This window comes from Thermoflavimicrobium daqui (assembly GCF_003313465.1).
GTDB lineage: Bacteria > Bacillota > Bacilli > Thermoactinomycetales > Thermoactinomycetaceae > Thermoflavimicrobium > Thermoflavimicrobium daqui.
Map to the genome: position 1 here is coordinate 36,730 of NZ_KZ845675.1, position 22,474 is coordinate 59,203.

General features: G+C 37.7%; 22 protein-coding genes. 18 read left to right on the plus strand and 4 right to left on the minus strand.

The annotated features are described in order from the left end of the window. Positions 1–23: 23 nt before the first annotated feature. Both DL897_RS16085 and DL897_RS16090 read right to left on the minus strand, forming a co-directional pair. Entirely contained in the window at positions 24–956 is a 933-nt protein-coding gene (locus DL897_RS16085; RefSeq protein ID WP_113660149.1) for a D-Ala-D-Ala carboxypeptidase family metallohydrolase, read from the minus strand. Positions 957–1,210: 254 nt separating this feature from the next. Further along, positions 1,211–2,167, minus strand: a complete 957-nt coding sequence (locus tag DL897_RS16090; RefSeq protein ID WP_145962237.1) for a poly-gamma-glutamate hydrolase family protein — start codon at positions 2,165–2,167, stop codon at positions 1,211–1,213. Between the two features lie 400 nt (positions 2,168–2,567). On the opposite strand from DL897_RS16090, the gene DL897_RS16095 reads away from it, so the two are divergent. From DL897_RS16095 to DL897_RS16125, 9 genes are all read left to right on the plus strand, one after another. Next, the gene (locus DL897_RS16095) at positions 2,568–5,219 is read left to right on the plus strand and encodes an RHS repeat domain-containing protein (RefSeq protein WP_113660151.1); all 2,652 of its coding nucleotides are present in this window, start codon (positions 2,568–2,570) and stop codon (positions 5,217–5,219) included. Positions 5,220–5,358: 139 nt separating this feature from the next. Next, the gene (locus DL897_RS16100) at positions 5,359–6,123 is read left to right on the plus strand and encodes a HEAT repeat domain-containing protein (RefSeq protein ID WP_113660152.1); all 765 of its coding nucleotides are present in this window, start codon (positions 5,359–5,361) and stop codon (positions 6,121–6,123) included. A gap of 367 nt (positions 6,124–6,490) precedes the next feature. Continuing rightward, on the plus strand, positions 6,491–6,667 hold the full coding sequence (locus DL897_RS18365; protein WP_168188845.1) for a hypothetical protein: 177 nt from the start codon (positions 6,491–6,493) through the stop codon (positions 6,665–6,667). A 151-nt stretch (positions 6,668–6,818) separates the two neighbouring features. Further along, the gene (locus tag DL897_RS18370) at positions 6,819–6,977 is read left to right on the plus strand and encodes a hypothetical protein (protein WP_168188846.1); all 159 of its coding nucleotides are present in this window, start codon (positions 6,819–6,821) and stop codon (positions 6,975–6,977) included. Between the two features lie 880 nt (positions 6,978–7,857). Continuing rightward, positions 7,858–8,274: a hypothetical protein gene (locus DL897_RS16105; RefSeq protein ID WP_145962238.1), complete on the plus strand. Its 417-nt coding sequence runs from the start codon at positions 7,858–7,860 to the stop codon at positions 8,272–8,274. Positions 8,275–8,548: 274 nt separating this feature from the next. Further along, positions 8,549–8,878 carry a hypothetical protein gene (locus DL897_RS16110; RefSeq protein ID WP_113660154.1) on the plus strand — a complete coding sequence of 110 codons (330 nt, stop codon included), beginning with the start codon at positions 8,549–8,551 and terminating at the stop codon, positions 8,876–8,878. A 768-nt stretch (positions 8,879–9,646) separates the two neighbouring features. Further along, entirely contained in the window at positions 9,647–9,976 is a 330-nt protein-coding gene (locus DL897_RS16115; protein ID WP_113660155.1) for a hypothetical protein, read from the plus strand. Between the two features lie 162 nt (positions 9,977–10,138). Next, positions 10,139–10,360, plus strand: coding sequence for a hypothetical protein (locus DL897_RS16120; RefSeq protein ID WP_113660156.1), 222 nt, complete (start codon positions 10,139–10,141; stop codon positions 10,358–10,360). Positions 10,361–10,557: 197 nt separating this feature from the next. After that, on the plus strand, positions 10,558–11,139 hold the full coding sequence (locus DL897_RS16125; RefSeq protein ID WP_113660157.1) for a hypothetical protein: 582 nt from the start codon (positions 10,558–10,560) through the stop codon (positions 11,137–11,139). 228 nt (positions 11,140–11,367) lie between these two features. Here DL897_RS16125 and DL897_RS16130 read toward each other — a convergent pair whose 3' ends face one another. Beyond that, the gene (locus tag DL897_RS16130; protein ID WP_113660158.1) at positions 11,368–11,805 is read right to left on the minus strand and encodes a peptidylprolyl isomerase; all 438 of its coding nucleotides are present in this window, start codon (positions 11,803–11,805) and stop codon (positions 11,368–11,370) included. Between the two features lie 151 nt (positions 11,806–11,956). Continuing rightward, complete coding sequence (locus DL897_RS16135) at positions 11,957–12,220, minus strand: hypothetical protein (RefSeq protein WP_113660159.1); 264 nt, start codon at positions 12,218–12,220, stop codon at positions 11,957–11,959. Between the two features lie 459 nt (positions 12,221–12,679). Between DL897_RS16135 and DL897_RS16145 the strand changes: the two genes are divergently transcribed. The 9 genes from DL897_RS16145 (at position 12,680) to DL897_RS16185 (ending at position 22,375) form a co-directional block, all read left to right on the plus strand. After that, complete coding sequence (locus DL897_RS16145) at positions 12,680–12,982, plus strand: YerC/YecD family TrpR-related protein (protein WP_113660161.1); 303 nt, start codon at positions 12,680–12,682, stop codon at positions 12,980–12,982. A gap of 131 nt (positions 12,983–13,113) precedes the next feature. Beyond that, entirely contained in the window at positions 13,114–13,827 is a 714-nt protein-coding gene (pcrB, locus tag DL897_RS16150; protein ID WP_240627475.1) for a heptaprenylglyceryl phosphate synthase, read from the plus strand. Between the two features lie 18 nt (positions 13,828–13,845). Then, positions 13,846–16,038: a DNA helicase PcrA gene (gene pcrA / locus DL897_RS16155; protein WP_113660162.1), complete on the plus strand. Its 2,193-nt coding sequence runs from the start codon at positions 13,846–13,848 to the stop codon at positions 16,036–16,038. Between the two features lie 28 nt (positions 16,039–16,066). Next, positions 16,067–18,073 carry an NAD-dependent DNA ligase LigA gene (gene ligA / locus DL897_RS16160; protein ID WP_113660163.1) on the plus strand — a complete coding sequence of 669 codons (2,007 nt, stop codon included), beginning with the start codon at positions 16,067–16,069 and terminating at the stop codon, positions 18,071–18,073. A gap of 288 nt (positions 18,074–18,361) precedes the next feature. Then, entirely contained in the window at positions 18,362–20,035 is a 1,674-nt protein-coding gene (locus DL897_RS16165) for a transglutaminase-like domain-containing protein (protein WP_113660164.1), read from the plus strand. 148 nt (positions 20,036–20,183) lie between these two features. Further along, on the plus strand, positions 20,184–20,438 hold the full coding sequence (locus tag DL897_RS16170; protein WP_113660165.1) for a hypothetical protein: 255 nt from the start codon (positions 20,184–20,186) through the stop codon (positions 20,436–20,438). 195 nt (positions 20,439–20,633) lie between these two features. Beyond that, entirely contained in the window at positions 20,634–20,888 is a 255-nt protein-coding gene (locus DL897_RS16175) for a hypothetical protein (RefSeq protein ID WP_113660166.1), read from the plus strand. Positions 20,889–21,039: 151 nt separating this feature from the next. Next, the gene (locus DL897_RS16180; RefSeq protein ID WP_240627476.1) at positions 21,040–21,369 is read left to right on the plus strand and encodes a DUF2085 domain-containing protein; all 330 of its coding nucleotides are present in this window, start codon (positions 21,040–21,042) and stop codon (positions 21,367–21,369) included. An 85-nt stretch (positions 21,370–21,454) separates the two neighbouring features. Then, complete coding sequence (locus DL897_RS16185) at positions 21,455–22,375, plus strand: RluA family pseudouridine synthase (protein WP_113660167.1); 921 nt, start codon at positions 21,455–21,457, stop codon at positions 22,373–22,375. The last annotated feature ends 99 nt before the right edge of the window (positions 22,376–22,474 follow it).

The following is a 22,474-nucleotide window of genomic DNA, read 5'->3' on the forward strand; positions in this document are numbered from 1 at the left end:
TTTTTCACCTCGCAAGGCTTATATTAATCTCCATCGCTATTCTCTTTACAGTTGTTTTGTGGCTCTGGCCACCACCATTTTTGATCCCAATGATTGGGGTAAATCTCCATACGTATATCGAGATGGACAAAGGGGATCGGACGTGATGTGGGACCATACTCTCTCACCCCAGAAAATCCACATGACTTAGCAGTATCTGCTATTTTTTTAATCATTGCAGTTTGTGTATCAATGATTTCTTGTGATAGCCCACGATTAGGTAAACCACATGTAAAGCCTTGATTGCCTGACATATATTCTTTTTTGGTAACATCTACAGCACAACCAAATGTATGATAGCTATTGGTTACACCGCCAACTTGATTATTATGAGTGATGCTTCGAAATCCAGACTTAGGAAAAACAACAAATCCAATCTTTTTGTTTAGTGCTTCGAGTCTCCACATCAAACGGCGAATATTTTCTTTGACGATATCAGAATTCGGCTCGGTACCGCCCGTAAATTGTTTGCCGTCATTCGAGTAGAATTGAGAGAATTGATAGTTTAAAGTGGAGCCATCATCTTTTTCCAAAGAATGAAGAATCTCTGCTTCTTTGGCAGTAAAAACGCCGGTTGTTGGTAATCCATAGGCACTTTGAAATCTCTTGAGTGTTTCAACGGTAGCATTATCGAAAATATGAGAAACTTTTAGATAGGTTTGTTGGATTGTACTAGAGATAAAGCCACCGATACGGATCTGCAGCTCCCTAACTTCGTCTCCTTGATCATTTAGCTTTAGCTCACGACCCGTCCAATGAATGGGATCAAACATCCCAGATGTGGGAGTACAGGCCGCATGTACAGTTAACATTTTATTGCGAAATAAAGTAGGAGTAATGATTCCTCCAAAAGCACCAAGCAATCCTAATGAACCCATCTTTAAAAGCTCTCTTCTGGTTACCCGTTTTTGCTTCAATATTGATAGCACCCCATTTTTGTACGGAGCTAAATAAACTGATGTTAGCCCAACCTAAAAGTTTAATTTAGATAACTCATTTTTGTATAATTTAATTTTAAATTCCAATTAATAAATAATCAATTTTAAATATGTTAATATGAATTTATTATAGGAGAATTAATAAAAATAGACAATTTTTTGTTGCGAGAATTAAAAAAGCCAGCTTACTTTTAGAGATGAGTAGCTGGCTATTACAATGGACAGGAAAGTTTCTAGTAATGAAGCCCTCCATAGATCCAAGAAGCATTTCCAGAAACGTTTACAACTTTTATTTTATAGTAACCAGTCTTAATACCCGTTAGCTGATGTTTGAAAGTCGTATGACCTATCGCTTCAGCTGTTTTAGATAAGACGAGGTTGTTATTTCGATCATATAATTCAAAGCGAATTTTTCCATTTTTGCTTACGTCGATCGGACTTTGTACTCCTTCGAGATAATCATCGCTGGTTAGATAAAATTCATTTCCTCCATACATCCAGAACCCATTGGTAAAGTTATGACCGTTAAAATCATAAGTTCTGCCTTCTGGATACGAAGATGCTGCAGCAATTCCTGCACGAACAGCATCTGCAAATTTGGCTAGGAGAGCTCTTCCTTCGTCTGTATTCGCACGAAGTTTATCACGAAGCCCACGAGTAATTTCGAGTTGAACTCCTTGTAGATTCCGGCTCTTATTAGATATATTTCGGGGACTTGTCCCATCTAGTTCTGGTGGAGCTGGCTCTACTTGAAAGTTCGCCTGAGAAAGCTTGGAACTAATGATATTTTTTAGATGTGTATTCAGTCCACCCATATATACAATATCGTTTTTGCCAGCAGCCCCATGAATGGAAACGACTTTATTTTTCTGGGCGGTCATTTTTATTGCTGTTGGCTCATCAAAGTGAGTCGATGTTACATGCAGATCATTTCGACCATCATTATTTGAATCTAAGGATATCTTTGATTCAAACAAATAGTAACTATGATCCGTTTTGGCAATCGCCTTGGTGATTTCGGAAGTACCCACTTCGACTCTTCCGCCATGAATGCCCAAAATCATCACATCGGTATTGGTAGACTGGGTTGTAATATCATAGTCGACCCCCAGTTTATGATGAGCTGCCAGATCTGCATAGTTGTCATAAATATCTTCAGCTGCATAGGTCATGGGTTTGGTGATGAGCATAGAGACGAAGAGACCCACTAGAAATAAGATTCTTTTCAGAAATGATCCTCCTCTCGGAAAGATAAGGATTTATCACGTAGTTAATCATACCAAATAAATAATAATATATTAAATATTGATTTTTAACTGTTAATATTTTGAAACAAATTTTAAAAAACCACACTGATCTTAGAAGTTGCAAAGATGAGTATTCGTTAATAGTATATTTTTAATTACCAAAATATTGTTAATTTATGGTCTCGATGGTTTTTAATGTTTTTGACTTTCTGTCAAAACCAATCAAGCAAAGGGAAAAGGATTAATCGCAGCCTTTGGCTTTGATGCGAAAGGAAATGTAACCAAGACCATTTTTAGCCTAGGACTTACAGGAACACAAGATACGACTCGCCTACATGTAGGAGTGGAGCCAAGTGCCTTCCCAAGTGGAACGACGCATATCCAAATCCGCGGCTATATCACGGGTGGAAAAACCAATGAGTATAGTGGAGAATATTGGTTTGATGGTTTACAAATCGAGGAAGGTCATTATGGTGGGTACAATGTAGTAGAAAATCCCAACTTTGAACGTGATACAGATCCAGTCGATAAAATTCCAGATCGTTGGTTGCTAAATGGAGATACCAGTAAAGGAGATGGACTCGATTCGACAGAGAAGCATCATGGGACGAAGTCTGTCAAATTAGTGGGTGAATCTTCCCAATATCGAAGCGTTCACCAAGATATTAATATCAAAGGTGATGCTGGAGCCATTTTAACCATCTCTGTTTTTTCTAAAGCCCAAAATCCAAATCCAAAAGGTGGAATCTACGGATATATTATTACCACCTATGATACTAGGATTATCGATACAGAAGTTGAAAAGTTTACCTTTCACTTTGATAAATCCAAATCCCATGACTGGCAACATATTGCACGGCAGATTAAAACCACAAAACCATTTGATAAGGTTCGAATATATTATCAATACAGTGAACAATCAGGGACAGCATGGTTTGATACAGCCAAAGTAATTCCTGGTTCTGTCACCACCACCCATGTGTATGATGCCACAGGAAACTATGATATAAAAACGACAGATGCAGAAGGTCGAGTGGTAGAGAAAACATATGATACAGTTGGGAATGTCACCAGCGAAAAACAAGGAAATAGTACAACCACCAATGAATATGATGGACTAAATCGACTAACCAAAGTCACGGATGCTAAACAAGGCGTTACTCAATATGAGTATGATGCCAATGGCAATCAAATCAAAAGTATCAACGCAAACAATAAAGTGTCCACCTATACCTATAACGAACAAAATCAAGTGAAGACAGCTACAGATCCACTTAATCGTACCACCAAACATGAATATGACATCAATGGAAATTTGACGAAAATCGAAAGTCCAAATGGAACAAAGATTGAACATGGATATAACGCTGTCGATCGTCAAACCTCTACTAGCTATAATGGAAAGCAGAAATATACATTTGAATACGATCCTAATGGCAATGTCACCAAAGAGACGGATGTAGAGAGTAACCAAGTTACCACATTCACTTATGATCAGGATAACAAACTCAAAACAGTGAACGAAGGAAATGGACATAGCACGGAATATACTTATGACAAAAACGGAAATGTAACTGATCGTAAGCATATAGCCGGGTCTACAGTGATTCAGAGTCTATTTACCTACAATAGCCTAAACCAGCTTATGCAAATTAAAGAAAATGGTGCAGATCGAGCTTGGTTCACCTACGAAGAAAACGACAAAGTAGCGAGTCGCAAAAATGGCGATGGAACCTACTCCTTCTATCGTTATCATGGAGCAGGAGACGTCGTGCAGTTGGTGAACTATGATCGAGATGGCAATCCACGTGACAGTTTCGTCTATCATTACGACAATAAAGGAAATATCACCTCAGTGAAGTCTGATAAAGGTACCATCACCTATCAATATGATGAGCTAGATCAACTGGTTAAAGAATCTTACTCAGATGGTACAGTTTATGAATATACCTATGACGCTGTAGGAAATTGTTTATCCAAAAAAGTAACGAAAAATGGACAAGCTAACACCACTACTTATACCTATAACGATGCCAATGAACTTACGGCGGTGAACGGAACAACTTATGAGCATGATCCCAATGGAAACCTAGTCAAAGATGATCGCTTCATCTATGTCTATGATGCTCAAGATCGTCTCACAGCTGTCAAAGACTTGCAAGGAAACACCGTTGCCTCTTACACCTATCGAGCAGATGGTATGCGGAAAACGATGACCACCTCATCAGGAACGATCACCTTCCACTATGATGAGAATAAGAATGTCATCTATGAAACCGATCAAAACAACAACATCCTTGCCAGTTATACCTATAACGGAATCCAACCTGTCAGCATGACAAGAGATGGGAAAACCTATTACTACCAGCTAAATAATCATGGGGATGTCATCGCCCTGACTGATTCCAGCGGTGCTGTCGTCGCAACGTATGAATATGATGCCTATGGAAATATCACCAAAGAAACAGGCACCATCACCAACCCTTACCGTTATGCAGGATATCGCTATGATCAGGAGACAGGGCTCTATTATCTTCAAGCGAGATACTATAACCCAGATACAGGAAGATTCCTAACACTCGATCCCGATCCTGGAGATGAAGACGACCCAAAGACACAGAATGGGTACAACTATGCGAATAATAATCCGGTGATGTTTGTTGATCCGGATGGGCATTGGGGGATTTTAATTCGACTAGCTTTTGAAGGAATCAAATGGGGAGCTAGGACACCCATAGGGCGTTCGATAATTAATTGGGGAGTTCGTAAATTTGCTAAAGCATTTTCATCTCGTTGGACTCCTAGAAAGAAGACATATAAAAAGAGAGTGATTTATCGTCCAGCAAGGTCTTCGATCTCTTGGGGAAAACGTGTTGTTTATCGATCAAAAGGTGGGAAGCAGAATAAAAGAGATAGCGCATTTGTAGGAATGTCAGAAGAACAGCTATTAAAAATGAAAAAAATGCACCAAACACAAAGGAAGGACGTAAGTTGAAAGATCGAATTAATAGGCATTTGAAAACAGAAAAGAAGAGAAATAGTCAAAAGAGAAAATCCCGTGGATACTAATAATATATAGAAATTAGTACATGGCTGATCAATCAGCCATGTACTGTTTATGGAGCTGATATTCCATGAGTAAATATGATGATTGGTTAAAAGTCATTGAACATTCAAGAAAATACCAGACCCAAGAAACTCTAGAAAGTTTACTAAATATAATCGAAGAAGACAAGAAAGGTAGGAATATAGATTTAGTTGCTGAAGCTTTAGGTTACTTTATCTCCGATCCAGAAGCGAAAAGAGCACTAATTACATTAGCTCGTCATGAAGATTACTTAACAAGATATGAAGCACTTGGATCATTATATTTCTTTTACAAAAGGGATAAAGATCCGCTTATCAAACAGCTAATGATAGAAGCATTGAGTGACCCGAATGAATTTGTGATATCAGAAGCACTTGACAGTATAGGCTTGTTTGGCTGGAAAGAATTATCTCCAACTATTAAGCCCTTTCTAAATCATAAAGATGAGATGGTTCGTGGATCTGCAGCTGTAGCATTAGGGGAATTAGGTGATAAAGAAAGTATCAACAGTATAAAAAGAGCATTAAAACAAGAGACGGAGGATTGGGCTAAACTCCATTATTATCAAGCACTCTATTTTTTGGGGGAAGATCGATACTTTAAATCTATGATGAGCATGTTAAAATCCTCTTGTCATTTGACGAGAAGTTCAGCGGCTCGAAAATTAGAAGAGGTAGCAAATGAGCAAAACTATTATCAGATTTACTTTGCATTATATACCCAATTAAAAAGAGAACGAACCATTCTGGTTGCATCGATTATCGAAAAAATTATGAGAGAGATCGAAGACGAGTATCTAGTAAAGACATAGAAAATGATAGCTTTAGCAAGCGGTTAAAGAAACTTTTTCAAACAGACTGTTTATGACTAGACTTGTTTATGATTCTCAGTGGAGTAATTAAGAGAATTACTAAAAAACTACAGTAATTAGTAAGCTTAAGATATTGGAGTCAAAAAAATTATTATAAGATCTATCGAATAATTCCTGCCTATACTTAAGAAAGGTTGAACAGATGAATAGATTAATAATCTAAACCAGCTCATACAAATTAAAGAAAATGGTGTGGATAGAGCTTGGTTTACCTATGAAGAAAACGACAAAGTAGCCAGTCTCAAAAAACGAATTTGCTAAGGCTTTATTCCGATGGGCTCCTAGAAAGAAGACTTATAAAAAGAGAGTGGTCTATCGTCCAGCAAGGCCTTCGGTCTCTTGGGAAAAACGTGTTGTTTATCGATCAAAAGGTGGGAAGCAGAATAAAAGGGATAGTGGATTGGCAGGTATCCCAACTGAAGAGCTAATAAAAATGAGAGATAAAGCATCAAATACAGAAGGACGTAAGTTAAACAACGAATAGATAGGCAATTGAAATCAAACGGTAAGAGAAATCAACAAAAAAGAAGATCACGTGGATACTGATAATATATAAATATCACAAAATAGTACATAGTTGATAAGTCAGCTATGTACTATTTATGGAGCTGATAATTTATGGGTAAACTTGTCAAATGGGAAAAATTATTAATCAAGCAGAGGAACATCAGAGCCAAGAAATTCTCGAACAATTACTCCATATTATCGATGAAGATAGAACAGGATATTTTGCATCTTTGATTGCTGAAGTGCTAAGTTACTTTGCTTCATATCCAGATGCAAAAAAACACTAATTAAATTAGCCCAGCATAAAGACAATTTGACAAGAGAGGTAGCAAATGAGCAAAACTATTATCAGATTTACTTTGCATTATATACCCAATTAAAAAGAGAATGAACCATTCTGGTTGCATCGATAATAGAAAACTGTATGAGAGATATTGAGAAGGATTTCTTCAAAAAAAGATAGGAAATGTTAGAGTTCGAACAGCTGTTTACTAAAATATAAAAAGCTGTTCGAATCGACTATATAGAGGACTAAGCACTTAATTGCCTATTTTTGTGTAAATAATGTTGAGGGATTAGATGATGAAAACATATGTTAAGGTCCTTTTAGGAATAGTAGCCTTGATTGTAGCCGTCACTTATTTGTGTTTTTTGTATGGTTTGAAACCGTTGTAGGTATGGGAATAGGTCTGATCTTTCTTATTGTTTGGATCCTAAAGGCGAAGCGAGTGGGATCATTCAATCTGGCTATTATGGTGGTATTCCTGTTAAACGTTCTTAATTGTTAGTGGGGAATGGAATAATCACTTGAATACTATGATTTCCAACTCCTTTCTGATAAAGGTTTTTATACGTTTGTCGTATCTAGTTATGAAAAAATGAATGTTTTTAAAATGATTCCATTCTCAATATTTTTTGTGATCCTGGCCAAAATGCAGATTCTTGCGCTACTTACTATGTTGTCTAAAGAAAAGAGTAAAAAATGGTTTAGAAGGTGATCACTTTTAGATAGTTGTAGAGTTTTCTATAGATTATTTGATTTACAAGGGGTTTTTTATCGCTCTTGTAAATCTGACTTTTTTAAAATAATTTATAAAAGATATCCATTATGAATGTATTAGAGTTAGCCTAAAGGAGTTAGAAAATTAAGTGTTAAGTGGTGAGAATATGAGTAAAAGAGAGAGTGCTGGTATAGTTATTGCGTTGATTGTGGTAGGCGGTTTGCTTCTATTTTTAGGCTTGTGGTTTGATATTTTATTAAACGTTATGGTATTAGGAAAATTTATTTATGAAGTTCGTTATCTTACTTATCCGAAATTACAATTAAAGTTTATAAATACCCCAGTCATAATAATAATCGGGGTTATTCTTGTATTACTTGGTTTTCAACTAGTTATGCACTACAATACGCCTTCGTTATTATGGAGCCATGGTGTTTTAGAATATATTAAGGTATCTTGGGTAGGCTTTGTATCTACAAAGGGAATTGTATATTCTATTGTGACTGGGATTCATTTGGTTATTGTTGGTGTATTGATAGATAAGTACTCAACTCGAAAAAAAGGAAAATCAAATTTGAATTAGTCGTGTCGATTACCTAAATAGGTAGGAAGAGGCGTGTTTTCGACTAAGTCGATCTTATACCCCGTCTCACGGAAAAAGAAGTTCTAGGAGAAGTAGTATCAGGAAAACGATGACCACCTCATCAGGCACCATCACCTTCCATAATAATGAGAATAAGAATGTCATCTATGAAACGGATCAAAACAACAACATCCTTGCCGGTTATACCTATAACGGAATCTAGCTTATGAATAAGATAAGGGGCTGTGTGTTCCAATTCCATTAGGGGGGTTATATGAAAAGATTTTTAATCAGTGTAGGTTTGTCTTTACTGACAGGTTGTATAATTTTGACAGCTGTTTTTGTTTATGGGTCTATTGAGGAAATTATTAATACAGGTAGAACAAGCTTTTTTGAATTAGCAGCTTTGATTATTCTGCTGGTCCTTTTAATCTATATTATTGGTTATCTTTTATATGGGTTAGGAGAAGGGAATACTCTTATGAGTTTTATACAGCCAGGAACCTTTTTAGAAATTTTATTTTCCTGTTCTTTTGGTATTGTCTATTACTCGGTCAATTTCATAGCAAAAAAACTGTTTCTTTTGCTAAGAGAGAATAGATAGAATACCATTTTGAGAGAATTCTACCCGATTGAGCTGTATTTCCCGTTTCGCTTAATGAAAGTTTACATTTACTAACATAGGAACTATGAACATAACTCTTGTCCCTTTAGGGAAAAGCTGATCCTACATAAAAGCGATTCGCTCTAACTCTAGGAATGATCGAACTATGTAACATGCTCGACAAGACTATTAAAACCCTAAGATTATAGAACGGACTGCAGAGTTAAAATGGACTCATTCTCTGGGCATGTATTTACTGAAGAGGTTTCAGAATGCAGAAGAGAGATCATCGACTTAGAGAGTTTTCATGAAAAAAGAATTATGACAGAGGATACTTTCTATCATATTAAGTTAGCTTAAGATGGCTGAAAGGATAGAGATATACTTAGAAGGGAAAGCCAATTTCAAGGATTGCTGCTAATGCAAACAAGATTGTATCTCATCTCGTCATCCCTCCAAATTTCATTTAAGTATGGCAGGATTTTTGTTTTATAGTAAATTTACAAAAGATAGGGAATTGAATTGCCGATGTCATAAAAAAGACGGATATAAAAAGCGTTTAAGAAATCTGTTTCACTTATGATCAAGATAACCAACTAAAAATAACAAAGGAAATAAGGATGATCTAATATCAATAGGACTAGAATCAATATAGGATCCCCTATATATAAATATTCCCACATATTTCCATTGTGAATGTTAGAAAGGGAAGATAGTGAAATTCTATAGGATTTTAAAGAGAATCTCAAAGATTATAGGGAGAGTAATATGGATATATTTAACCAAATAATTGTTTATATATGGTTTGGGAATTTGCTCTGTTTGGGAAATTTTGGACTATGGATTTATTACTTAGAAGACATATATGGAAAGCAAAAAAGTACAAAACTACTATATTTCGGGCTATTCCTATTAAATATTGTTTTAATGGTTATATCCATTAAATTAACTCCTCCCAAGCCTTTACTCCCTATTTTAATAATGGAAGGATTTAGTGCAGCTTTTGCTTTTCCAGACCAAGTATATCGTCTAATTCTTACTGCAATAGCTATGATTTTGGGTGGAATAATAAAAAGGTTACCTAGATATTTAAAATAGAATTAAACCCTAATACCTTTGATTTATTATCCTCTTTAGCTTCTATGATGAGGATGATAAATATGATCGAAAACCTTAAGCCTTTTAACACTAACTGGTTTAAGTGAAATTAGATAAAAGAGCTCCTTCGTATTTACCTTCAGAAATGGAGGATCATCTAAGATGAAAAAAATCTTTGAAAATAAACTTTATAACCTATTAGAAAATCTTGTACTCATTTATATGGCATTACATTTGTTAAATAAGTATGTGATTCATTCTCCAATTTGGTCATCTGATCAAGTCCTTAATTATTGCATTATTTTTATAATTATGAGTGAAATTTCCGAATACTTTGTGTATAAACAAGATGAAAAGGAAAAACCAATGTCACAAGATAAATGATAAATATTTCTAACATCCATCTTAGAGCGGGTAAATACAGAAAAGATTTGTTTTTCATAATGGGATAGATATTCCTTTAACAATCACACGAGGCTTTGGTTTATGGTGTATTTGATTATTTTAGATATAGAAGATCAGAAGAAATAATCTCTTCTTAAAAAGTAGTTTAAGTATATGGTTGAATGAGGTGACATTTCATGGGAGAAAGCTTGATTTTATCAATGTTAAAGCGTTCTATGGAAGAAAAATGTATGGTATCTGTGTTTACCGACCGATCTCAGCCTGATAGCTGCTCAGTGGGATTTATCCATTCCCTCTCTAGTAAGCAATTTGCGATGAAGCATGTAACACCAGATGGGTATAATGATGGCTATATTTTGAGAAGGATCGAAGATATTTTTAGAGTGGATATAGCTGGAGAGTATGAACGACGGCTAGAATTAATATACACACTTCAAAAACAACCGTATAAAGATCTGATGAATGCGGGGGTAGCGTTCGAGTCAGATCTATTTAGAGCGTGTTTAGTTAGGGCACAAGATGAAAATTTGGTCGTTACCATATGTATCGATGAAAATGATAGTCAACTGAATATGGTTGGCTTTGTCAAAGAAATGGGTTCTCACGAAGTTACCATTACACGAATTACCTCGAATGGATTAGATGACGGAGAATCCACTTTTTATATTGAAGATATCGTAAAAATAAACTGTGACACCGCAGAGGAAAAAACATGTAAATTGCTATTTGACCATAGAAAAACATTAGAGAGAAAGTGACATTCATGATCCAAATATCATGGAGTACTGTAGCCATTCACATCATTAGCTAGGTGATTAGTTTATTTGGTGGTTTTTGCTATCGCTTTTAGTAAAAATACATAATAATTTGGATTCAAATACGGGTATTTTGCTATAAGCAAAAAAATCCTCGTACCACTGTTTAGATGGCACGAGGATTTACTTATTTTTCGTACAAGCTGAGGATCATCGAAATCACAAACCTACTTAAGCATCAAATACTTCGACCTTCTCCATGACATCGCCATTTCTCATCTTTAAGACGGTATCCATACCGGATGTGACTTGTCCAAAAACGGTATGAACTCCGTCTAAGTGAGGTTGTGGCTCGTGGACAATGAAGAATTGACAAGAGCCTGTGTCTTTACCTGCATGGGCCATTGATAGAGCGCCTACCCCATGTTTATGTGGGTTTCCTTCCGTTTCACATTGGATGGTATATCCAGCAGAGCCTCTTCCTGTTCCCATTGGACAACCACCTTGGCTTACAAAGCCAGGGATGACACGATGGAAGGTAAGACCATTATAAAAGCCTTCATTGGCTAGCTTTTCGAAGTTGGCTACGGTATTTGGAGCTTCGCCCGGAAATAGATCGAACTCGATCTTTTCACCGTTTTGCATGAGTATGTATCCTTTTTTGCTCATCATTTATCTCTCCTTTAAGGGAACGTCAGACCCATTATAGCACAAAAAAGAGAGAAGCTATAAACTAAGCTCTCTCTGCTAAAAAGTGTCTGTTGAAATTGGTCACGACTATATCATCAGTGATACGAATGACTTCTATTTGGCTAACTGCCTACCCCTTCTGCTGAGTGACCAGTTTATTACCTTCGTCTTTTAGCATTTGCTCTAATTGGTCGATGTGTTGAAGACCATCTGGCAGTTGCCGGATTTTCTTTAGATCCGGCTCAAGGAACTGTACTCTTCCTCCTTGATTGGTATGGACATAACGAGCTACACTAGTCAACCACTCTTGTTGGTCTCGTAGTAGAGCATAACGAATGACATAAAAAGGATGTTGGCTCTCTTCTAAACCTCGTGTTTCAATAGTAATAGACAAATGAGTGCCCCCTTTATCTTTGTTATTTTTATTGTACATGATTTGCTTTCATTTATGACAAGGGAAATTTGATTAAGGGCATCTGCTCTATGGATCGAAAATTCAATGTTTTGGGGAATGAGAGACTCTAGTAGACGTCTTCGAGAAAGAGTTTTCTTTGTATAGATGAAAGGGTATTTTATTAATAAAAGTTGATTCGAAGTGTTGTTTTCTGCATAATAAGGAAGCGGTCGTTTTTTAGCGAAATAAAGTAGTTGGTTTATTTTATTATAATAGACTTTGTTGCAAAAATAGTTAAAAACTCTAGAAATGGATGGAACTAAAAGTAAAAACATGCAACAACCTCTATGATATAGGAATAGTTATAGAAAAATTAAAAGAAGGTTTTTTTCATTCATATGTGGAATGTTATTGCTTTAAAGGGTGAAAACGGAATGGAAGAGTAAGGGGGCTAAGCTTGTGCAGCTAAATAAATTAAAGAAAGAAGAAATAGAACAATTATTTGAAGCCGTTTTACAGTTAAAAACAATGGAGGATTGCTACAAATTTTTTGAGGATTTATGCACTGTTGGTGAAATCAAATCCTTAGCACAACGCTTGGAAGTGGCGAGAATGCTTCGTGCTGGATATACTTATAATCAGATTGAAGCAGAGACAGGTGCAAGTACAGCTACGATCTCCAGAGTGAAGAGATGTCTTCACTATGGAACGGAAGGATATAACTTGGTATTAGATCGGATCAAAGCCAATGAAAAAGAATAGTTTGAAAGCGTTTTATTTGAAATAAGAAGAAATAATTGGAAGATGCCTCGCAAATGATGCGAGGTTTTTTTTTGTTGGATAGAGTTGTGTATAATAGGTTTGTTGGTTTAGATCGGAAGGAGTATGACATCATGTTTCGGAAGAAGATGCAAAAGTGGCGTCACGTATTTAAATTAGATCCTAACCGAAAGCTATCGGACTTAGCACTGAAAATGGTCTGTACATCTGGGACAGACGCCGTTATTATTGGTGGGACTGATGGAATTACATTTGAAAATACATTTGCGCTCTTACAGCGAGTGAAGCAATATCCTATCCACTGTGTTCAGGAAATTTCCAATCACTCAGCAGTCATGCCAGGATTTGATGGCTATCTGATTCCTTCTGTTCTAAATACAGAGCAAGCTTATTGGATTAAGGGGGCCCATTTTGAAGCCATTCAAAAATATGGTCACCTCATTCCTTGGCAGCAAATCGCTTTACAAGGATATGTGATTCTAAATCCAGATGCGAAAGTAAGTCGTTTAACCAAATGCGATACTCAATTAACCCCACAAGATATCACTGCCTATGCACAGCTCTGTGACCAACTTTTTCGTATTCCTATTTTTTATCTTGAATATAGCGGAACATATGGAAAAGTAGAGATGCTCAAAGCAGCACGTAAAGGCTTAAAGCAATCTCGCCTTTTTTATGGTGGGGGGATCACCACAGAAGAACAGGCGAAAGACATGGCAGCATGGGCTGATACGATTGTGGTGGGAAATTTGATTTACTACCATGTAGAAAGAGCGATGAACACAGTGAAATGGGTGAAAGAAACGCCACTTAGAAAAGGGGAGTAGAAAGGGAGGACTTCATCAATGAACCCTTCAACATTATCATTACTAGATGGGTTAAATCCGATGCAAAGACAAGCAGTGGAGACTACAGAAGGACCTGTACAAATTTTAGCAGGGGCAGGAAGTGGGAAAACACGGGTGCTTACATTTCGTGTTGCTTATCTCTTGGCTAAAAAGAAGATTCATCCTTGGAATATTTTAGCGATTACTTTTACCAATAAAGCGGCTAGAGAGATGAAAGAGCGAATTGGAAGACTCGTTGGTTCAGTTGCCGAAGACATCTGGATTTCTACTTTTCACTCCATGTGTGTGAGAATTTTACGACGCGATATTGATCGGATTGGTTATTCTCGTAATTTTACGATTTTGGATACATCAGATCAGCTTTCAGTGATCAAACAAATTCTAAAAGAAGAGAATTTAGATCCCAAAAAGTTTGAGCCTCGCTCGATTTTACATCGGATCAGTGCAGCTAAGAATCAGCTCTTAGGTCCTCAAGGAATGCTGAAGCAAGCTTTAGCCAAAGGAGACTTTATGGCTGAAGTAGCGGCAGAAGTCTATGAGAAATATCAAGATAAACTACGTACCAATGAGTCTTTGGATTTTGATGATTTGCTGATGAAAACCGTTATGCTATTCGAGCAGGTACCTGAAGTGAAAGAGTATTATCAGAAAAAGTTCCAATATATCCATGTAGATGAGTATCAAGATACAAACCATGTTCAATACGTCCTCGTTCGTATGCTTGCGGCCAATCATCAAAACATTTGTGTTGTGGGTGATGCAGATCAGTCTATCTATCGCTTCCGAGGTGCCGATATTAGTAACATTTTGCAGTTTGAGAGAGATTGGCCCAATGCGATGCTGATTAAACTAGAGCAAAACTATCGTTCAACCAAAAAAATCCTAGAAGCTGCTAACCATTTGATCGCTCACAATACGGAGAGGAAACCGAAGAATCTCTGGACTGAAAATGAAACAGGTGATTCCATCCAGTTATTTGAAGCGGAAAATGAACATGATGAGGCTTATTATATTGCCGAGCAGATTATGAGAGGGAACCAAACAGGTACGGATTATAAGGATTTTGCCATATTATACCGTACCAATGCTCAATCACGGGTCGTAGAGGAAGTTTTACTTAAATCGAATATTCCTTACCAAGTGATTGGAGGGATTAAATTCTATGAACGTAAAGAGATTAAGGATATCTTGGCTTATTTACGGTTGATTGTAAATCCACGCGATGATTTAAGTTTAACTCGGGTGATTAATGTGCCACGGCGCGGGATCGGTGCCGTCACATTGGAGAAAATCCAAACTTACGCAACAGCACACCAGCTTTCCCTCATCGATGCCTTGCTCGAAGCGGATCAGATTGGGCTTACCAAACGGAACCTTACTCCACTCAATGAATTTGTCCAATTGATTCAGCAACTTCATGCGATGGTGGAATATTTATCAGCGGAAGAGTTGACGGAAGAAGTGTTAACACGGACAGGATATCGTGAAGAGTTAAAGAAAGAAAAGACGTTGGAGGCACAAGGGCGTTTAGAAAATATTCACGAATTTATGTCTGTAGTACAAGAGTTTGAAAAACGTAGTGAAGATAAATCCTTGGTAGCCTTTTTGACAGACTTAGCCCTCATTTCGGATATTGATGCTTTGGATGAATCGGTTGACGAGTCAAGACCAGCCTCTTCCGTTTCTCTGATGACTTTACACAGTGCAAAAGGATTGGAATTTCCCTATGTATTTTTGGTTGGAATGGAAGAAGGAATTTTTCCACACAGTCGAACGATGGACGATGAGGAAGAGATGGAAGAAGAGCGCCGTTTAGCATATGTAGGAATTACGCGTGCCGAGAAGTGTTTACATTTGACACGAGCGCGTGTTCGTACTATATTTGGACATACCAGTGCAAACCCTCCTTCCCGCTTTTTGAAAGAGATCCCAAGTGAGCTAATCGAACAAGTGGGGCAAGCGAAGAAAGTGACACCAAGCTCAGAGATGCGCCGCTCTGCTATCCACCGACCTGTACAGACTGTTTCGGATTGGGCTGTAGGTGATAAAGCCGAGCATCGTAAATGGGGGATAGGAACTGTGGTGAAAGTGCAAGGAGCCGGCGAAGACTTAGAGCTAAATATCGCTTTTCCAGCTCCGACCGGAGTGAAAAAATTACTTGCTCGCTTTGCCCCGATTACCAAGGTGTAAATCCTTACGCTGAAAGGAGAGGGTTTTCTTGTCATTAACAGAAGCTAGAGAGCGTGCTCATGAGTTAAGAGAGCTAATTAATGAGCATAACCATCGTTATTATGTACTCGATGACCCTATTGTTTCTGATGCACAATATGATAACTGGATGAAGGAGCTTGTTCGACTGGAAGAGCAACATCCTGAACTGGTAACTCCGGATTCGCCCACACAGCGGGTGGGAGGGGACCCACTTCCTTTCTTTCAAAAAGTGGAACATACCTCACCCATGTTAAGCTTAGGCAATGCCTTTAATGAAGAAGATCTGCGTGATTTTGATGAACGTGTACAAAAAGCAGCCCAAGGAAAGCCTGTGCGCTATGTGTGTGAGTTAAAGATTGATGGATTGGCAGTCTCTCTACGCTATGTAGATGGATTTTTTCAACTAGGGGCAACACGTGGAGATGGACAAACAGGTGAAGATATTACCCAGAACCTAAAGACGATTCGCTCCTTACCTCTACGATTAAAACAGCCAGTAACTCTAGAAGTACGTGGGGAAGCATTTATGCCCAAAAAAGCGTTTGAAAGGCTGAATCAAGAGCGTGAGCAAAAAGGCGAACCTCTTTTTGCCAATCCGCGTAATGCTGGGGCTGGTTCATTACGTCAGCTAGATCCGAAGTTAGCAGCTGAAAGATCACTCGATATTTTCTTATATAGTTTAGATGAAATTGCAGGGCTCGAATTTACGACACATACAGAGTCCCTTAACTTCTTGGAGGAGCTAGGTCTAAAAGTGAATCCTGAAAGAAGGACGTTGGATCAGATTGAAGATGTTTTGGAGTATATAGCCCATTGGCGTGAGCAGCGTCCCACTCTTGCATATGAGATTGATGGAATCGTGATTAAAGTAGATGACTTACGATTGCGTGAAGAGATGGGAACGACTGCGAAGAGTCCACGTTGGGCTATTGCATACAAGTTCCCAGCTGAAGAAGCAGAGACGATTTTACGTGATATTGAAGTACGAGTGGGTAGAACAGGAGTCATTACGCCTACTGCTATTTTAGAACCTGTTTCTTTGGCTGGTACTACAGTAAAGCGAGCTTCTCTCCATAATGAAGATATAATCCGTGAAAAAGGGATGATGTTAGGGGATCATGTGATTATCAAAAAGGCTGGCGATATCATTCCTGAAGTGGTTAGTGTACTTGAGCAAAAGCGAACAGGAGAAGAGCAACCTTATCAGATGCCTACACATTGCCCCGAATGTGAAAGCGAGTTAGTCCGACTCGAAGGAGAGGTTGCTTTACGTTGTATTAATCCGAAGTGCCCAGCGCAAACCCGAGAAGGGATTATTCACTTTGTTTCTCGAGGTGCGATGAATATAGATGGTTTAGGTGAAAAAGTGGTTACCCAATTATTTGGCCAAGATCTGGTTCGGGATGTAGCTGATTTATATTACTTAAATAGAGCCGACTTGCTTGGTTTGGAACGAATGGGTGAAAAGTCCGTTGATAATTTACTGCAAGCCATTGAAGCCAGTAAGAAAAACTCCCTAGAACGCCTTTTATTCGGTCTTGGAATTCGTTTTGTAGGAGCCAAAGGAGCGAAAATTCTTGCTCAGCACTTTAAGACGATGGATGCACTCTTAGAAGCGACAGAGGATGAGCTACTTGCTTTAGATGAGATAGGTCCTAAAATGGCTTCCAGTGTCTTAACCTATATGGAAAAGCCGGAGGTTAAACAAACGATTGAGCGTCTCAAAGATGCAGGTGTCAATATGACTTATCTTGGAGTAACACCATCTAAAGAACAAGGGGACTCTCCATTTGCAGGTAAAACGATTGTCATCACAGGAACACTTGAGCAGATGAGTCGTAAAGAAGCGTCTGAGCTTTTGGAGTCTTTTGGAGCTCATGTAACCGGAAGTGTAAGTAAAAAAACGGACATCTTAATTGCTGGAGAGAAGGCAGGATCCAAGCTAAAGAAGGCTCAGGAATTAGGAATTCAAATTTTGGACGAAGCCTCTTTCTTAGAGAAACTTTCTAAATGATCAATGAAAAAAAGTAAAAAAATCTCCTTTTTTATACGGACATTAAACCAAATTTAGTGTATGATAATATTGTTTTTATTTTCATCTTTTCGTTCTTATGTAAGTGCAGTTCTCGTTTTGGTCTTTGGTTTCTATTACTATACTTTTGAGCGCAGAAAACTCGGATCACATGGAGTGAGTATGCGCTTTTTTTGTATGGTTGTTAGAAATATGGGTTATAAACAGGAAAATACAAGGGTTACCATGAATATAGAATGAACTGGAAAAAATAAGTGGAGGAACCCTTCAATGAGAAAGGAGAAGTTAGTTACATCTGGGCTTTTTCTTTTTTTTCTGGTCGTACTCAGTCTAGCTGCTTGTGATTATGATTGGTTGCGATTTGGTTTACCAAAGCCAATTTCATCATTTGAAGATCTACAAGCCCAAACCTTAAATAAACGCATTCCACAGCGAAAAATAGAGCTTTCTTCTTATGCAAAGGAGCTGGGAGGGAGCTTAACTTCCCCCAGTTATAGGCAGTTTGCTGCCGATGCCCAAGTATTTGTATCAGGGCAAATAAAGGCATTCAAGAAACGTCCTAACTCCTATCTCTGGATTCAGGTAAATTCTTTAAAGCCTACCATGAAGGGATTGCCGAAATCCTTTGACTATTATGTACCCCTTCGAAATGGGAAATTTCAGCAAAATATTCGACTATTTGCTGGTATTGGGGAATATCGAGTCATCATTCGTATAGCAGATAAGCAAAGGTACATACCTTTTGCTTCATTTTATGTCAAAAATGTGAATCCCAAGATCGAACGTGATATTAGTTATAGTCAACAAGTCAAGCAAGATCAACTAAAGATAGCTGCACCAAGCTCTGGTTATACCATACAAGATCAATTCTTTACACTAGCTGGCAAAAGTTCAGCAAGTAATCTGATGGTCCAGATTCATAAAGATGCAAATGTGATGCGGTTTCCGATCACTGTCCATAAAGGAGAGTTTTCAGAGCAACTTCCATTGTTAGAAGGAAATGGTATCTACCGAATCCAGGTACTCCTTCCAGACCGTTCAAAAAAGGATGGATTTGTAAATGGAGCTACACTTTATATAGAAAATAAGTCAAAACAAGAAAAAATAGGCATCCAATTTACAGAACTTTACAAACAAAGAGGGATTCTCTTAAGCCATCCTATTGAAGGCTATGCTCAGACTCGCTTAACTTATCGGATTGCAGGAAAAATCGACCCCAAAGTCTCCTTAGCGAGAAAGACGACTCATATTGTGGTACAAATTGACAAAGGTGGCACCAAAGCAACGTATTTTTTGCCAATTAGACAAAACCGCTTTGATGGGCAAATTGGCCTCCGTTTTGGTATGGGTATGTATGATGTAGTGGTATTTGTCCCTGAGATTACGACTCAGAAAAATGATTACTTTCGCTTTTATCCCATAGCACGGTTTAAGGTATGGAATCAAACACAAAAGGATTTACGAGATTTGATGCCATCGCGAGGGATTGAATCCGATCATCCAATTATCAAGCGTTTAGCTTCTCGATTGACGAGAGGGAAGCGAAGTGATCTAGAAAAAGCAAAAGCGATTTTTTCTTATGTTGCGAAAAACATCCATTACGACGTAAGAAAATTGAAGAACAACAGCTATGCTTGGGATGATAGTGCACTCAAAACTCTTCGTTTACGTAAAGGAGTTTGTCAAGATTTTGTATTCCTATCGATAGCTCTTTTAAGAGCAGCGAATTTGCCTGCTCGTTTTGTAGAAGGGGAAGCAGGTAACCAGCAACATGCTTGGGTTGAAGTATGGATAGCTGGGCGCTGGGTGACGATGGACCCGACTTGGGGTTCTGGTGTATTAAATGGCCAAGGTGGCTTTACTAAAAAATATGATGAATTTTATTTTGACCCTGTGCCTGAACTTATCGCGAATACGCATACACGAAAAGGTGTGATCTATTAATGATCACACCTTTTCATTTATGGTAAATAACAATTCTATAAATAATTTGATAGATAAATTTCTGTTTTTTAGTATAATGGAAATGCTAAAAAATAAGATTTCCGATTTGTATGAAATAATACCATTTTTCGGTAGGGGGAATTTCGGTTTGTTTATGTTACTTAGTATGTCCTTATTTAGTGTGGTCATAGCGAGCTTACATTTTTTTGCTACAGGTAATTTGTTAGTTGGAGTTTCATTACTTGGCTCTGGTGCTGCTATTGGAACAGGAACCATGTTCTTATACCAAAGTAAAGCACATACACAACATGAACATGAGACACAAAAGAAAAAGAAAAAATCGAAGTTTGACTGTGATTGTTGTGATTCCTGTGACCTTCCAGATTGTGATTGCTGCGATTAATTCTGATTAAAGTATGGTTTAGATTGAAATACACTTTTTGGGTGGAGTGAATATGTAATAGCTTATTTTAATTATTGTATAGAATCATTTATTATACTGATTGTTTGTTTCTATTTTATTGTATAATGGGAATATAAAAATAGCTTTCTCTTCTAACTTATCGATAAAAATTAGTTAGCTGAAATGAGGGAAAGTATGTTTATTTTATTAATGATGTCATTTTTTAGCTTGATTATTGCTAGCCTGCATTTTCTAATGGTAGGTAATTTACTTTTGGGAGCTTCATTGCTTGGCTCTGGAGCATTGATTAGTTCAGGAACGATGTACTTTTATAAAAAGAAAACATTTGCGATGAAGTTGAAAAAGAAATTAAAATTAGATTTCTGTGATTGCTGTGATCTCCCGGATTGTGATTGTTGTGATGTTCCAGATTGTGGTTTGGATTGTTAATAGAAAGTGACTTTTGGTTACGACATATTCAGATGTCGTAACCATTTTTATGTGGTAGCGAATGGACAAAAAATAGAGCAATCATGTTTTTAGACAGTTCCTATCGATGCTTACTCAGAAGTTGAATAGATAGAGAAGGACGTGAGCTGGAGTGAATTTTTTATCTTTGATCCCTTGTCATCGTCGCCCGGATCGGACGATTCATATTAAAGGAAAGCCCATGCCTTTATGCGCGCGTTGTACAGCCATTTATGCTTCATATATCTTACTCCCCCTTTTTTATTTTGCTCCTAAAAATCTCTTCACTCTTGGTTTATCCATTTTTTTGCAACTACCGATGTTAATCGATGGTTTGACACAACGTTGGGGTTTAAGGGAAAGTAATAATGTTCTACGTGTGATTACAGGGATTTTAAGTGGGATTGGTCAGTGCTTGTTTATTTGGTTTATGTCTTATATGATTATTCAAATACTAAAGTAGAGTTACCTTTTTAACAGGAATTCGCTGCTTATCGCTTAAACATGCCTAAGGTTGTAGTAGGAGAAAAGATAGAGGTGTCGTAGTTATGGTAGATAAACAGGCAACTTTTGTCTATCAAGTTGCTGAAACAGATGATGGAAAGATGTTACGACAAGTTTTAGAAAGTCACTTTGGTTTTTCGAAAAGGATGATGCGAAGGCTAAAATTGCATCAACTTGTTACTGTGAATGGTGATGTGATTTACTTTACACAACGTGTACACTCAGGAGATCGAATTGTAATTCGAATGATGGAAGAGGAGCTTCCAGAGTATCTAATACCCCAAAAAGTTCCCTTTCATCTTGTGTATGAAGATGAAGATATTGTGGTGGTTGATAAGCCTCCTGGATTGGTGGTTCATCCTACACGTAGCCATCCAGAATATACACTAGCAAATGGTTTATTCTACCATTGGCAAAAGCTAGGTCAGATGCACAAAATGCGCCCAGTAACACGATTAGATAAAGATACTTCTGGGCTGATGGTGATTGCTAAGCATGCTTATGGTCATGCCTACTTGGCTGAGCAGATGAAGAAAAAAAGATATCAGCGCATGTATGTTGCGATTGTTCATGGACAAATGGCACAAGATTCAGGAACGATTGACGCCCCGATTGGACTGGATCTAAATCATGCGATTGCAAGAAAAGTTGACTTTGGTGAAGGGGGCGATTCAGCGATTACTCATTATCAAGTCGTAGAGCGTTATCCAACAGCGACAAAGGTACGATTGCAGCTAGAAACCGGCCGAACGCATCAGATTCGTGTACATCTTGCTTGGCTGGGGTACCCAATTTTTGGTGATTCTCTGTATGGGATCGGGACGGATATGCAGGATATTCCTCGTCAAGCGTTGCATGCGACCTATTTACGCATTTATCATCCGCGATATAAAGAATGGAAAGAGTGGGAGTCAACATTACCCTTAGATATGTGTAAGTTAATCGAAACACTGCAAAGAGGTTAACTTCCATGTTGATAGGAAGGAAGCTTTTTTTCTAGGAGTTATTGAACCCGTATCAATGGTCTATGTAACACAGTGCCCTCCTCGATAGGAGATAAGAAT

Coding starts and splice junctions, on each gene's coding strand:
- DL897_RS16090 (WP_145962237.1), bottom strand. CDS start 2,167: ATGCTCATCACCAAACCCATGACCTATGCAGCTGAAGATATTTATGAC.
- DL897_RS16100 (WP_113660152.1), top strand. CDS start 5,359: ATGAGTAAATATGATGATTGGTTAAAAGTCATTGAACATTCAAGAAAA.
- DL897_RS18370 (WP_168188846.1), top strand. CDS start 6,819: ATGGGAAAAATTATTAATCAAGCAGAGGAACATCAGAGCCAAGAAATT.
- DL897_RS16105 (WP_145962238.1), top strand. CDS start 7,858: ATGAGTAAAAGAGAGAGTGCTGGTATAGTTATTGCGTTGATTGTGGTA.
- DL897_RS16110 (WP_113660154.1), top strand. CDS start 8,549: ATGAAAAGATTTTTAATCAGTGTAGGTTTGTCTTTACTGACAGGTTGT.
- DL897_RS16115 (WP_113660155.1), top strand. CDS start 9,647: ATGGATATATTTAACCAAATAATTGTTTATATATGGTTTGGGAATTTG.
- DL897_RS16120 (WP_113660156.1), top strand. CDS start 10,139: ATGAAAAAAATCTTTGAAAATAAACTTTATAACCTATTAGAAAATCTT.
- DL897_RS16125 (WP_113660157.1), top strand. CDS start 10,558: ATGGGAGAAAGCTTGATTTTATCAATGTTAAAGCGTTCTATGGAAGAA.
- DL897_RS16130 (WP_113660158.1), bottom strand. CDS start 11,805: ATGAGCAAAAAAGGATACATACTCATGCAAAACGGTGAAAAGATCGAG.
- pcrB (WP_240627475.1), top strand. CDS start 13,114: ATGTTTCGGAAGAAGATGCAAAAGTGGCGTCACGTATTTAAATTAGAT.
- pcrA (WP_113660162.1), top strand. CDS start 13,846: ATGAACCCTTCAACATTATCATTACTAGATGGGTTAAATCCGATGCAA.
- DL897_RS16165 (WP_113660164.1), top strand. CDS start 18,362: ATGAGAAAGGAGAAGTTAGTTACATCTGGGCTTTTTCTTTTTTTTCTG.
- DL897_RS16175 (WP_113660166.1), top strand. CDS start 20,634: ATGTTTATTTTATTAATGATGTCATTTTTTAGCTTGATTATTGCTAGC.
- DL897_RS16185 (WP_113660167.1), top strand. CDS start 21,455: ATGGTAGATAAACAGGCAACTTTTGTCTATCAAGTTGCTGAAACAGAT.